Annotated in this window: 12 protein-coding genes and 1 pseudogene; 7 read left to right on the top strand and 6 right to left on the bottom strand. The window is 65.2% G+C overall.

All coding sequences use genetic code 11. The annotated features are described in order from the left end of the window. Positions 1-493 precede the first annotated feature (493 nt). The gene (locus tag DACI_RS04585) at positions 494-1,339 is read right to left on the bottom strand and encodes a tRNA-uridine aminocarboxypropyltransferase (protein ID WP_012202832.1); all 846 of its coding nucleotides are present in this window, start codon (positions 1,337-1,339) and stop codon (positions 494-496) included. 8 nt (positions 1,340-1,347) lie between these two features. Continuing rightward, positions 1,348-1,959, bottom strand: coding sequence for a class I SAM-dependent DNA methyltransferase (locus DACI_RS04580; RefSeq protein ID WP_013804555.1), 612 nt, complete (start codon positions 1,957-1,959; stop codon positions 1,348-1,350). 366 nt (positions 1,960-2,325) lie between these two features. On the opposite strand from DACI_RS04580, the pseudogene DACI_RS30945 reads away from it, so the two are divergent. Continuing rightward, positions 2,326-2,968, top strand: a pseudogene (locus DACI_RS30945) (peptidoglycan recognition protein family protein). Between the two features lie 32 nt (positions 2,969-3,000). After that, positions 3,001-3,402, top strand: a complete 402-nt coding sequence (locus DACI_RS04575) for a hypothetical protein (RefSeq protein WP_043780631.1) — start codon at positions 3,001-3,003, stop codon at positions 3,400-3,402. A gap of 139 nt (positions 3,403-3,541) precedes the next feature. On the opposite strand, the gene DACI_RS04570 is transcribed toward DACI_RS04575, so the two are convergent. Continuing rightward, a complete protein-coding gene (locus DACI_RS04570) occupies positions 3,542-3,928 on the bottom strand; it encodes a VOC family protein (RefSeq protein WP_012202828.1) in 387 nt (128 codons plus the stop codon). A gap of 139 nt (positions 3,929-4,067) precedes the next feature. Here DACI_RS04570 and sbcD point away from each other — a divergent pair, with 139 nt between their 5' ends. The 4 genes from sbcD to DACI_RS04550 all read left to right on the top strand — a co-directional run bounded on the left by sbcD (position 4,068) and on the right by DACI_RS04550 (position 10,340). Then, positions 4,068-5,345 (top strand): exonuclease subunit SbcD, encoded by a 1,278-nt coding sequence (sbcD, locus tag DACI_RS04565; RefSeq protein ID WP_012202827.1) that lies wholly within the window; start codon positions 4,068-4,070, stop codon positions 5,343-5,345. Next, a complete protein-coding gene (locus DACI_RS04560) occupies positions 5,342-8,839 on the top strand; it encodes an AAA family ATPase (RefSeq protein ID WP_012202826.1) in 3,498 nt (1,165 codons plus the stop codon). Before sbcD ends, DACI_RS04560 begins: the two co-directional genes overlap by 4 nt. Positions 8,840-9,094: 255 nt before the next feature. Beyond that, entirely contained in the window at positions 9,095-9,703 is a 609-nt protein-coding gene (locus tag DACI_RS04555; RefSeq protein WP_012202825.1) for a hypothetical protein, read from the top strand. A 109-nt stretch (positions 9,704-9,812) separates the two neighbouring features. Further along, complete coding sequence (locus DACI_RS04550; RefSeq protein ID WP_225971038.1) at positions 9,813-10,340, top strand: lysozyme inhibitor LprI family protein; 528 nt, start codon at positions 9,813-9,815, stop codon at positions 10,338-10,340. A 37-nt stretch (positions 10,341-10,377) separates the two neighbouring features. Here DACI_RS04550 and DACI_RS04545 read toward each other — a convergent pair whose 3' ends face one another. From DACI_RS04545 to DACI_RS04535, 3 genes are all read right to left on the bottom strand, one after another. Continuing rightward, a complete protein-coding gene (locus tag DACI_RS04545) occupies positions 10,378-10,836 on the bottom strand; it encodes an RDD family protein (RefSeq protein WP_012202823.1) in 459 nt (152 codons plus the stop codon). A 113-nt stretch (positions 10,837-10,949) separates the two neighbouring features. After that, positions 10,950-12,014 carry an asparaginase gene (locus DACI_RS04540; protein WP_012202822.1) on the bottom strand — a complete coding sequence of 355 codons (1,065 nt, stop codon included), beginning with the start codon at positions 12,012-12,014 and terminating at the stop codon, positions 10,950-10,952. 129 nt (positions 12,015-12,143) lie between these two features. Further along, positions 12,144-12,650 (bottom strand): glutathione peroxidase, encoded by a 507-nt coding sequence (locus tag DACI_RS04535; protein WP_012202821.1) that lies wholly within the window; start codon positions 12,648-12,650, stop codon positions 12,144-12,146. 241 nt (positions 12,651-12,891) lie between these two features. Between DACI_RS04535 and DACI_RS04530 the strand changes: the two genes are divergently transcribed. Continuing rightward, a complete protein-coding gene (locus DACI_RS04530) occupies positions 12,892-13,461 on the top strand; it encodes a ferritin-like domain-containing protein (RefSeq protein ID WP_034389809.1) in 570 nt (189 codons plus the stop codon). Positions 13,462-13,465 lie beyond the last annotated feature (4 nt).

Raw genomic sequence — 13,465 nt, 5'->3', positions numbered from 1 at the left:
GAGGGTCGCAACGCATGGTCCAGCGCGATAAGAGAGACGGCACGCCCCAAGGTTCCCGGCGGATGCTGTGACCAGCAATCCGCGAGCCGCGGCTGCGGCGCACCTGGAGGATGCGGGCCGTCTCTACGGGCGGCCCTGCGTGCACGAACATGCCTTGCAGTGCAGGGCAATGGCTGATGAATTTCAGCGAAATCCGATTTTAGCCATCACCGCCTGCGGGCCAGGTTCGATGGACATTCGGCCTGAAGTCCTGGGTCGCCCCGCCCCGCCGTCTGTCCACCTCTCATCGCACGCCGCGAGTATGGGCAGCGCACCGCGGCCGGAACGTAACAGGAAGTTGCCGCCGGCGCTGCTGTACCCGGCCTCACGCCGCCCTGCGCCGCCCTGATGAGCCACTGGCGAACACAGGGCAAGGGGAGTTGGATGCGCCGTCAACAATTTGGAACAAAACGCCACCAATCCCAATGAACACCAGCTTCTTCCGCTATCGTTTTTAACAAGCAGGCGGACAAACGGAAGAGATCGCGTCCTGCAGACCACGGCGCGCGTCACTGCCTGCCTGCACCGGCTGCTGGTTCTTGGCGCGCAGATAGTGCTCGGTGAACACCGCCAGGTAGCTCTCCAGCGCACGGCCCGCACGCCGGTCACCCACGTCGCCCGTCAGCTCCAGGCACAGGGCCGCCACTTCGCTGGTGCAGAAATGGTCTTCGCGCTGCGAGCGGCGCAGACGGTACTGCGACACCTGGTCCGGGTGCAGGCTCAGCACCGGAAAGCGGTCCAGGTAAGGGCTCTTGCGGAACATCTTGCGCGCCTCGGGCCAAGTCGCGTCCAGCAGGATGAACAGCGGGCGCCGGCCTTGGTTCGGTTCGACCCCGGCTCGGGGCGCCGGCAGCGTATGCACCACGCGCTGCGGCGGCTCCACGAACTCACCGGGAAACACCACATAGGGCTGCCACTGCGGATCATCGAGCAAGGCCAGCAGGCCCGCATCAGCCTCGGTGCGCGCCCAGCCGAAGGCGTGCGTCTGCTCCACCACATCGGCGATCAGCCAGCCCGTGTTGCTGGGCTTGAGCGGCTCGGCATCGTGCATCAACAGGCAAAAGCCCGCCCGCGTCGGCAGCATGGGACGCAGCGCGCAAAGGCAGTGCGAAGGCCGCAGCCGGCAACCCTCGCAGCGCTCACCGCGCGGCCCGCCGCGCGACAGAAACGGCCGCGTGCTGCGCGCCAGCCGCTGCGTGCGCAGCCGCGAGACTGCATGCGGCGCCACGCCGGAGTCCACGCCGCGCAGATAGGACAGAGGCACGCAGGCATCCTGCGCCGAAGCAGGCACAGCTGACATTTCCAGGCTCATCCCACGCTTTCCAGCTCGAACAGCGGCAGCTCGGCGCGGCGGCTCAGCCACACGCCGCCGCCCAGTTCCTTGAAATGCTCGGCCAGCCCGCGCCGGTACAGATCGGCCCGGTGGCGGAACAGGCGCGGATCGGTCAGATCCTCATCGATCACGCCGCGTTCGTAATCCTCGCGCGCCACCGCCTCCACATACAGACCGCCTCGGCTCAACCGCCCCAGATTGGCCAGCGCGCGCTTGAGATCCGGCGGGCTCAGATAGGGCAGCACGCCCTGGCAGATCACCAGATCGAAGGGCTCTGCAGGATCATGCGCCGCATAGTCCACCACCGAGCCGCGCTCCCAACCGAAGCGTCCGCACAGGTACTCGCTGAACTCCACGCCGTGGTAGCTGGCACCGGGGAAGTGGCGCTGCACCGCCTCGCGCCACAGACCGATGCCGCAGCCGACATCCAGCACGCGGCGCACGGGCACGCGCACATAACTCAGGTAGGAACAGACGAAAGCGCCCAGCCGGTTCACATGCTCGGTATCGACCACGCTGGTCTTCTTGTCGAAGTAGTAGCGCTGGTAGTACGCCTCGTCGAACCACTGGTCACTTGCTGATTGCACGCATTCTCCTTGGGGGTGAGCGCCCGGCGGGCGCATCGGGGCGGGAGTATGGCGTACAGGGCAGTGGGTATGGGCCTGCGTATTTTTTGACCCTGCCGGGTGGTGCTTTTTCCGAGGCCAAGCCTGTCCAGTTGTCGACCAATTTCTTGATCACCCGCATAAGCCAAGACAGTTGCTACTCCGCCAGGCAGACTGATTCGCATATCAGATCACAACAACAGCCGCCCAAACATCTAAAAACTGCGAGATATGACAAAAAGATCAGGATTGCATAATTTTACAAATTCAACCCAACCACTCAATACTCATCATGGCTAACATATCAACGGCAATTACGATATCTCGCAAATCACTGATTAACAACTCATGGGCCATCATCAGGCCCACATCTTTGGTACTCAAATGCTAATAATCGATAGAAATGGAATAGCAATCCACTCACTCATAAAGCCAGCCATCGCACCCACCATTGAACGTGGTGAAATGAAAGAAATTCATGGCATCATTGTTCATCAAACTGGAGGATCGACAGCACAGTCTTCAATTGATAGTTACAAAAACCCATCAGCAAATGGAGCACATTTCTTGATAGAGAAAGATGGAACAATATATCAAAACCGCTTCCCTCTACAAACAAACATGGCACATTGGCAAAATAAAAGCGCGTTGTTTACTGGAAAAGCGATGCACACCAGTTGAATTAAAATCGTTACAACGTTTCAATCCAACCCAAGAGAACAAGCGCGAGATGCTGAAAAAGGTTCCAGCACGATTTCCGGCCAACCAAGACAGCATTGGCATTGAATTGGTAGGTAAAGCACTTCCTCGTGGCGGGAACATACCAGACGAAAAGAAAACTTATCAAGCCGTTACAAGCGAGCAGAATAATGCACTACAGTGGCTTATCGCGGAATTAACGCTGACACTAAGAATATCTATGAGCGAAGTTTTCAGGCACCCAGAAGTCTCTAGAAAAAATCCTACGGAAGCGATTTCAGCAAAATGGTGAGATCACTATTAACCTTACCCCTGCTAGTTGTTATGGCTAGCACCGCCTCCGCCGCCAATCAATGCACAAAAGGCTCAGAGTTCGAGCCGCCACTGTGCCCACTGATACTTCCCAAGATCAGCCAGATCACCATCCAGGAAAACGCGGCCAAATCGCCCATCGAAAAAGACCCAGCGGTGAGTTGCGCCAACTTTGTCCTGTCCATCTCCCAGGTGCGCCGTTATTTTCAACAGGCAAAAACCACCAACGAAAACGACGCGCACTACACGCTAGACTGGTCGCCCTGCTATGCAAGCGGCGAAATCGCATTCAGCGATGGCAGCCGTGGAAGTTGGAGCATCAACCAGTTCCGGGGCGGTGCGCTGTTCCTGGAGGGCCGGGACAAGACGGTATTGCACTGCCCAAAATGCAAGTTCAAGCCATTTCAATGGTGATTATTCTGGCGTGGCACCACCTTGGCCAACCGCAATAAAAACAGCCGAGTGCAGCGATGGCACATCGGCTGTTTGCATTTTGGCGTTTCGACGTCAGGGCTCCAGCGCCGAAAAAACACCGTCCGGCACGGTCAGAAACTCAGGCCTTCGGCGGCCGATGCAACAGGCACAGCTTGTTGCCATCCAGATCCCGCACATAGGCCAGGTACAGCCGGCCACCGGGCGAAGCCTCGCGCCAGCCGGGCGGATCCTCGCAGGTCACGCCGCCGGCTGCCACGGCGGCAGCATGGGCCGCGTCGGCCTGCTCGGGCGACTGCGTCGCAAAGCCGATGGTCGCGCCATTGCCGTGGCAGGCAGCCTCGCCGTTGATCGGTGTGGAAATGGCAAACGTGCCGCCCGCGCTGCGGTAGAAATAGCGGTTCTTGTTGGCCATGCCCGGCGCAATGCCGAGCGCGCCCAGGAATGCGTCGTAGAACTGCTTGGATTTTTCGAGGTCGTTGACCCCGACCATGACGTGGCTGAACATGCCTGTGTCTCCTTGGTTGATGTGAACCGGGATGTTAGCTGCGGCACGCCGTCCTGCTGTCACCCATGCGCGCCAGCGACCATACTGTCGCCCCCGCCACAGCCGGCGGACATTGGACCGATACCGCGATACCGAAACCATGCGCCTTCTTCACACTTCCGACTGGCACCTGGGCCAGCACTTCATGGGCAAGAGCCGCCAGGCCGAGCACGCTGCGCTCATCGACTGGCTGCTGGAGCAGGTCGATGCCCAGGCGGTCGATGCCGTGCTCATCGCGGGCGATATCTTCGACACCGGCGCGCCGCCCAGCTATGCGCGCGAGCTGTACAGCCAGCTGGTGGTGCGCCTGCATGCGGCGGGCGTGGCCCTGTTGCTGCTGGGCGGCAACCACGACTCCGTGGCCACGCTGGCAGAGAACCGCGAGCTGCTGGCCTGCCTGGACACCACCGTGGTTGCCGCCGTGGGCGAGACGGCCAGCCACGTGGTCGAGCTGCCGCTGCGGCGCCGGCCGGGGCAGCCGGCCGCGCCCGGCTGCATCGTCTGCGCCCTGCCCTTCATGCGCCCGCGCGACCTGGTGCTGAGCCAGCCCGGCCAAAGCGCCGAGCAAAAGCAGCAGGCGCTGCAAGCCGCCATCGAGTCCTGTTACCGCAGCGTGCACGACGCCGCCATGGCACGCCGTGACGCGCTGGCCGCCGCATCCGGCCAGCGCCTGCCCATCATCGCCACAGGCCATCTCACCACCGTGGGCGCCAGCAGCAGCGAGTCCGTGCGCGAGATCTACGTGGGATCGCTGGACGCCTTCCCCACCTCGGCCTTTCCGCCCGCCGACTACGTGGCGCTGGGCCACATCCACCAGCCGCAGAAAGTGGGCGGCCTGGAGCACATCCGCTACAGCGGCTCGCCCATTGCGCTGAGCTTTGACGAGGCCCGCCAGTCCAAGCAGATGCTGCTGGTGGACCTGGGCCCCGAAGGGCTGCAGGCCGTCACGCCGCTGCCCGTTCCCTGCTTTCAGCCCATGGCCTCGGTGGCAGGCAGCCTGACCGCCTTGCCGGATCTGATGCGCGCCGCCGCCCAGGCCGGCAGCCCTGCACGGTCCGTATGGTTGGAGGTGGTGGTGGAGCAGGACGACTACCTGCCCCAGCTCACCGACCGCGTGCAGGCCCTGGCCGACGAGCTGCCCGTGGAACTGCTGCGCGTGCGGCGCCAGCGCGGCCGGGCGGTGGCCGGCATGGCCGCCGCCGCCGGCGAGTCGCTGCACGAGATCAGCCCCGCCGACGTCTTCGAGCGCCGCCTGGCGCTGGAAACACTGGAGCCCGGCCTGGCCCAGGCCCTCACCCGGCGCTACCAGGAAGTGGTGGCCGGGCTCGATGCGCCCCAGCCAGGCGCCGGCGAACACGGCGAGGAGGCCCGCGCATGAAGATCCTTACGCTGCGGCTCAAGAACCTCAACTCGCTCAAGGGCGAATGGCGCATCGACTTCACGCAGGCACCGTTCGCGGGCAACGGCCTGTTCGCCATCACCGGGGCCACGGGCGCGGGCAAGTCCACCCTGCTCGATGCCATCTGCCTGGCGCTGTACCACCAGACACCCAGGCTGAACAACATCTCGGCATCGGCCAACGACCTCATGACGCGCCACACGGCCGACTGTCTGGCCGAGGTCGAATTCGAGGTCAAGGGGCAGGTCTACCGCGCCTTCTGGAGCCAGCGCCGCGCACGCGACAGGCTCGATGGCGCACTGCAGGCGCCCAAGGTGGAACTGGCCCGGGGCGACGGCAGCATCCTCAGCAGCCAGACGCGCGACAAGCTGGAGCAGACCGCCGCCATCACCGGCCTGGACTTCGAGCGCTTCACCAAGTCCATGCTGCTGGCCCAGGGCGGCTTTGCGGCTTTTCTGCAAGCCAATGCCAATGAGCGCGCCGGCCTGCTGGAAGAGCTGACAGGCACCGAGATCTACGGCCTCATCTCGCAGAAAGTCTTCGAACGCGCCCGCGATGCGCGCCAGCGCCTGGACCAGCTCAAGGCCCAGGCCGATGGCGTGGAGTTGCTGACGCCCGAGGCACGCGATGCCCTGCAGGCCCAGGCCGACAGCCTGGTAACGGAGCAGGCCACGCTGCAGGCCGACTACCTGCGCGCCCAGGCCCAGCACCAATGGCAGCAGCAACTGGCCCAGGCCACCCAGACACTGCAGGCCGCCCGCACCGGCTGCGCAGACGCCGCCCAGGCACTGGAACAGGCCACGCCCGAACTGGAAAGACTGGCCCATGACGAGCCCGCGCAGGCGCTGCAGCCGCTGCACCAGGCCTGGCAGCGCAGCACCGCCGCCTGCGATGACAGCCGCCAGCAACTGCAGCAACTGCGCGAGCACGAACAGCAGACCCAGGCCCGCCTGCTGCTGCAGCACCGCCATGCCCAGGCCCTGTCCGCCCGCCTGGCCCAGGCTGCGCAAGACACCCTGGCCCGCCAGCAGGCCGAGCACCAAACGCTGGAACAGTTCTGCACCCAGCATGCCGCCCATGCCCTGCTGGGCGAGCGACTGGGCAGCTGGCGCCAGCAGTTCAAGCTGCGCGCCAGCCAGCAACAGCAAGCGGCCAACCAGCAGCAAGCCCTGCGCAAGCTGGATGCCGAACAGGCCCGCATGGCGCAAAGCGCCGAAGCCGGCACGGCCCAGGTCCAAGCCGCCACCGACGCCCAGGCCCGCGTCAGCGCCGCACTGCAGCATGCGCAGGACGAACAGGCGCAGCGCCTTCAAGGCAGCGGCGGCATGGCCGAGTTGCGCGCGCGCGAGCAGGCAGAGCAGGACCGCCTGCACCTGTGGCGCCAGGCAGAAACCCAGGCCGCGCAGCGCCGCGAACTTGCGCGCCAGCAAGCTGCGCTGGAGCAGGAATTGCGCGATGGAGAGGCACAGGCGCGAGCGCAGGACACATCACTGCAAGCCCTGCGGCAGCAGTACAAGAGCGTCAAGGAACAGGTCGCGGACAAGCAGACCCTGCTCCTGCAGGAGCAGCGCATCCAAAGCCTGTCCGAGCACCGCCACGCCCTGCAGCCCGGCCAGCCCTGCCCGCTGTGCGGCGCGCACGAGCACCCGGCCGTGGCCGCCTACGAAGCGCTGGACGCCTCGGCCACCGAAGCCGCGCTGCGCCGCAAGCAGGATGAACTCGACGCCCTGCAAACCCAGGGCGAAACCGCCCGCGCCACGCTGGCCGCCACCACGGCCGCACAGGCTGCGCGCCAGCGCCAGGCCGACGAACTGGAACAAGACATCGCACGCTGGCACGGCACATGGAACGACACATGGCAGGGCCTCACGCAACCCCTGCAACTCGCGCCAGACAGTTGGCAACAGGCCGACACCCTCGCCGCATCGGCCCAGGCCTGCGCCCGCCAGCTGGATACGCTCAAGCGCGCCGTGCAGGCCGCCGAGCAAGGCGAGCAGGCCGTGCAACAGGCCAAGGACGCCGCCCAGCACAGCCGCCAGTCACTGCAGACCGCGCAAGGCCAGCTTGCGCTGCAGCAGCAGGCCCTGGCCGACCACAGCGCACGCCGCGAAGAACTGCAGCAATCCATCGCCGGTCTGCAGGCCGAAGCCCAGGCGCTGAACGCGCAGTTGCAGGCCTCACTCGGCGAGGCCGGCCACACCCTGCCCGACGACGCCCAGCCCTGGCTTGAAGCGCGCGAAGCCGAATGGCAGCACTGGCAACAGGCCCGGCACGACCTGCAGCAACTGGCCCAATCCATGGCCTTGCAGCGCAAGGAATGCGAGGCGGCCGAGGCCGATGCGCAGCGCTGGAAAACACAGTCGGAAACACAGTGGGAGGCGCAGTGGGAGGAGCAGAGAACGGCGCAGCCCCATCCCGCCGATACGGCTGTGGCAGAGCCGCCTTCACTGCCCTTGCCGCCCGTGGAACAGCTGCCGCAGGCCCTGGCCGAATGCGCCAGCGACATCGCCGCTCTCACGCGGCGGCAGGATGCCCTGCAAGGCCAGCAGCAACAGGCCCAGGCCACGCTGGCCCGCCAGCGTGAGGAAGCGGCCCAGGCCGAATCCGCATGGCAGGCCGCCCTGGCCGCCAGCCCCTTTGCTGACGAGTCCGCCTTCCTGCAGGCCCTGCTGCCCGCATCCGAACGCCAGCGCCTGGCCGCGCTGCGCCAGCAACTGCAGGCGGCACAACAGCGCGCGGCTACCCTGCTGGAAGCCGCACAGCGCGAGCACGCGGATCTGCAGGCCCAGGCCCTGACCGACCTGGCACCCGAAGCCATACAGGCCCTGCTGCAAACACTGCAGGAGCGCCATACGGCACTCAGCGAACAACTGGGCGGCACCCGTGCCCAGCTGGCCGACGACCAGCGCCGCCGCCAGGGCCAGCAGGCCCTGTTCGAGCACATCGCCGCCCAGGCCAGCGACAGCGACCTGTGGCAGCACCTGGACGGCCTTATCGGCTCGGCCAAGGGCGACAAATACCGGCGCTTCGCCCAGGGCCTTACCCTGGACCACCTGCTGCACCTGGCCAACCTCCACCTGGCCCGCCTGCACGGCCGCTACCTGCTGCGCCGCAAGCCAGAGGGCGAGCTGGAACTGGACATCGTCGACAGCTGGCAGGGCGACACCCCGCGCGACACGCGCACGCTATCGGGCGGCGAGGCCTTCCTCGTCAGCCTGGCCCTGGCACTGGCGCTGTCCGACCTGGTCAGCCACAAGACCTCCATCGACTCTCTGTTCCTCGACGAAGGCTTCGGCACGCTCGATGCCGACACGCTGGAGATCGCGCTCAACGCACTCGACAGGCTCAACGACAGCGGCAAGATGATCGGCATCATCAGCCACGTGGAGGCGCTCAAGGAGCGCATCGCCGTGCAGGTGCGGGTGGAGAAAGGCGGTGGCGTGGGGCATTCGAGGCTGGTGGTTTCTTCGTGATCCGAAGCGTTTCAAAATCTCTTAGGCTGTTGTTTTGAAAAGAATTTCGGTACGTTTCTGGTTTTTTGAGAAACGTACCGAAAAAGGCTCTTTCGATTTCTGCCGGTAAGTTGTTGCGTGCTACCGCTTCGCCCGACTCTGCTTGCGGGGCTGTGAGTCAATACAGAACTGTCACCAAACTGCCGCCCAACGCCTGCACCATCGTGCGGGCACGGCCTGCGTGGCCGCCGTTCACTCCTTTTCAAGGACCGCTCCATGCAAGTGCGCTTTCCCAATCCCTTCGGCCTGGCCCTGCCCGACGCCCAGGCGGTGCGCGAATACCAGGCCGCGCAAGGCTTCTCCGACGCCTACGCGCAGTTCCTGATCACGCAGAACGGCCTGGACTTCGACCGGCTCGAAGCGGCGCCCGACCGCGAGGACTACCTGCAGGCCGACGACGAGACCGGCGACAACCACGCCTGGCTGCGCACCCTGCACCACTTCCGCGCAGGCTCGGAGCATTGCGACGTGGAGGACCACCAGCGCGAGAACCTGTTTGCCGCCCACTTCATGGTCATTGGCCATGACCCTGGCGGCAACCCCTTCGTGGAAGTGCTGCACGGCGCCTTCAAGGGCCGCATCGGCAGCCTGGACCATGATCTGTTTGCAGGCTGCGAGGACCTGGAGCAGTTCCTCGAAGAAATGGAACTGAACGGCTTTGCCGCCGCCAGCGTGGACGAACAGACCGACATGCTTTGCGACGAAGACCAGGGCCTGATCTGGTTCCACGCCCGCAGCCTGGACAGCTTCTTGCAGCAATGCGTGTTCTGCGACGAGGACGGCTCGGGCTTGGTGGTGGACGAGCCGGGGTTGGAAGAGGATTGAGCCACGGGGCGGGGAGGCCGGTGCTCGTGCGCAAAGGAAACCACTGCGCATTGGCATGACCGGCGGCTTGGCGTTCGCGTGCAGTTGCTCGCAACCTAGCCAATCAAGCATGCCAGAATGCCCGGCGCCTTTGCGGCCATCGTCATTGCATCGGGATCAGGCAGCCCGGCCTCTTCGGATTCAGGACCTCCACATGCGAGCAAAAAAGCTGACAACCCTGGCACTGGCAGCCTGCATTCCTCTGTGGAGCCTCGCCACGGAAATCATTCCTCAACCCGATGAACGCGCCTTGCGCGAGGAATGCAGTGCCCACTCCCAGGCCGGAATGCGAGACTGTCTGGCGCGCAGGCTCGCAGACAGCCACAAGGCATTGAAGCAGGCCGAGGAACAGGCAGCCAGCGCACTGGGACAATGGGATGAGGATGCCAAATATGCCGCCCAGGCCAAGGCCAGGCTGTCCGCCTCCGGCAAGGAATTCACGCAGTACCGCGATGCCCAATGCAGCTGGCTTGCTTCTCTGGCTGGCGGCGCAGCCGGCAACGCGACGGAGATCAGGCGCCTGTCCTGTGCTGCAGCACTGAACTTCGGGCGGGCCGCGCAGCTGCGCGATGCCACATCCGAGCTGCCGTTGAAATAGCACGGAGCGCCCGCTGCGGGCGCGCCTGAGGTGCATGTCAGCGGAACTTCACCGGCTGCACGCCCCGGTGCTTGGGCCTGACCACCACGGTGCCCGCAATCTTGTCGTGCCAACCCTGCTTGCGCGGGTCAAAGGCCACCCAGATCAGCCCCAGGCACAGCGGGATGATGGACACGAAATAGGCCAGGTAGCGAATGATGGCCTGCCGTGTGCTCATGTCCGCGCCGGTCTGCGCGTCCACGATCCTGGCGGCGATGAGCATCTTGCCCGGCGTGGCCTGTTTCTTGATCCAGAAGATGACGACGGCAATGGCAGGCAGCACCCAGGAGATGACGAAATCGGCCGGGCCGTGCAGCAGTTTTTCGGACTCCAGGTATTCCCAGCCATAGATGGAGATCAGGGCCGGAAGCATGAGCACGAGCAGGATCACGGTGTCGATCAGCGCGGCGCCGGTGCGGGCCCAGAAGCCCACGTATTCGAGATCGTCATCCTGCATGGTGCGCCCTGGTTGGCATATGAGGCTGCCAGTGTGCCACCTCGGTGCCCCGCCAGAAATGCCGCGCAAGGCCAGGGCCTGCGCGGCAGGGTTGCGGCGGCCTGTCGGTCGAACTATCGATCGAATACCGCCTGCAGGTCCTTCTGCCCCGTCACGCCGGACTGCAGCGCCAGCATCAGCAGGATCCGCGCCTTGGGCGCGCGCAGATCGTCGGCCATGACGGCGCCGGCCTCGAACGAGGTCTTGCCGCCGCCCTCGAAGCCGTAGCTGGGCATGACGCGGCCGTTGTGCACGCGCGTGCTGACGACCACGGGCACGTTCTTGCCGAGGGCGTACTTGGCGGCATCGAGCATGGCGACGTTCATGTTGCCCATGCCCAGGGCGTCGATGACGATGCCCTTGACGCCACGGTCCACCGCCTGGCGAACGGCCTGGCCGTTGGCGCCGCCGTACATGGGGAAGATTTCCACCTCGGGCATGGTCTGCGCCTGGATGGGCAGGTGCTGGCGGCGCGCGGGGGCGGAGGCGAAGTTCACGCGGTCCGGGTAGACCTCGCCCAGAAAGCCGAACTCACCCGAGCGGAAGGTCTCCACGTTGGCCGTGTGTGTCTTGGTGACGTAGCGCGCGGCGTTGATCTGGTTGTTCATGGCCAGCATGGCGCCCTTGTCGCGCGCCTTGGGGTCCACGGCGATGCGCACGGCGTTGAGCAGGTTGCGCGGCCCGTCGAAGTCGGACACCGAGGCATTGCGCTGCGCGCCTATGAGCACGACGGGCTTGGACGACTGCACGGTCAGGTCCAGCCAGAAGGCGGTTTCCTCCAGCGTGTCCGTGCCGTGCGAGACGATGGCGCCGGCCACCTCAGGGCGGGCCAGGGCGGCCTGTACGGCCTGGGTGAGCTGCACCCAGCGGGCCGGGTCCATGTAGTCGGAGGGCACGTTGGACAGGTTGTTGACCTGGATGCGCGCGTACTTGCCCACGTCGGGCACGGTGGCCAGCAGGTCGTCGCCCGAGATCGCGGGCACGGGCGCGTTCTTGACCGGGTCGATCTTCATGGCGATGGTGCCGCCCGTGGCAATGAACTGGACCACGGGCTTTTCCTGGGCGGTGGCGCTGGCAGCAATCATGGGCAGGGTGCAGGCAGTGAGCAGGGCGAGGGCGGTGCGGCGGAAGGCTTTCACGGGTGTTGTCTCCTTGTTGCGATGTCAAGGAGCATGCTAACCATGGCGTGCGGCCGGCCCGCGCTGCCGGCCCTGCGTGAAACCCTGATGGACAGGCGCGATCAGCGCGCATCAACGCGCATCAACGCATCAAAGCGCCAGCGCGGCCTCGATGTCCGTGGACAGCTTGGCCGGCGCATCCTGCGGCGCATAGCGGCGGATGACCTGGCCGTCGCGGCCAACGAGGAATTTGGTGAAGTTCCACTTGATGGCCTTGGTGCCGAGCACGCCCGGCGCCTCGGCAGTGAGCCAGCGGTACAGCGGGTGGGCGTTGGCGCCGTTGACGTCGATCTTTCCCATGAGCGGAAAGCGCACGCCAAAGTTCAGGTCGCAGAAGCTGGCGATTTCCGATTCGCTGCCCTTTTCCTGAGAACCGAACTGGTTGCACGGAAAGCCCAGCATCACCAGGCCGCGCTCGCCGTACTGCTCATGCAGCGCCTGCAGGCCGGCGTACTGCGGCGTGAAGCCGCAGGCGCTGGCGGTGTTGACGATGAGCAGCACCTTGCCGCGGTAGTCCGACAGGGGGACGGCCTGGCCCGTGATGGAGGTGGCCTCGAAGTCGTAGGCCGAGCGGGGCGCGGCGGCGGTGTCATTCATGCGGGTGCTCCTGGAGTGGAGCGCCCATGGTAGCGCCGGGATACCCAGGGACACCCAGGGGCGCGCTGGCCGGGCATGGGGATGCGGACTTGTCTCACAGACAGCAGGCGGCCAAAAACTTACCTTGGAAGGCAACAGGCGGGCACATCGGCCCGCCTGGTCCCGTTTCGCTGGCAGGTGTTTACAAGCCGCATAGGCGCATGCCTGCCGTAGTTTCCGTCCCACGATGAAGAGACCACGTATGAACCCCAACAGCACCCCCACGAAGCAAGCCAAATCCAACGCCGGCAACGGCCACCTGGCGCTGGACCCCAAGGCCCTGGAGGCCGCCAAGCACAGCCTGGACGATGGCGCCGTGACCCCGCACTTCGGGCCCTGGCGCGAGGACATCATCAAGCTGCTCAATGACTCGCTGGCCACCGAGCTGGTGTGCGTGATGCGCTACAAGCGCCACCACTTCACGGCCGTGGGCCTGGCTTCGCCCGCCATTGCCGACGAGTTCCTGGTCCATGCCAACGAGGAAATGGCCCACGCCGACAAGCTGGCCCAGCGCATCGTGCAGCTGGGCGGCGAGCCCGACTTCAATCCCCAGACGCTGACCCAGCGCAGCCACGCCGACTACAACGGCGAGACGGACCTGAAGGCCATGATCCGCACCAACCTGATCGCCGAGCGCGTGGCCATCGAGGCCTACAGCCAGATGATCGACCTGATCGGCGACAAGGACCCGACCACGCGCCGGCTGATCGAATCCATCCTGGAGCAGGAGCAGGAACACGCGGATGAGCTGTCCGACTGGCTGGAGAAATAAGCAC

It is taken from the genome of Delftia acidovorans SPH-1, assembly GCF_000018665.1.
GTDB classification, from domain to species: Bacteria; Pseudomonadota; Gammaproteobacteria; order Burkholderiales; family Burkholderiaceae_C; genus Comamonas; species Comamonas acidovorans.
The sequence above is the reverse complement of the archived record's forward strand: the minus strand, read 5'-3'. Positions and strand labels throughout refer to the sequence as shown.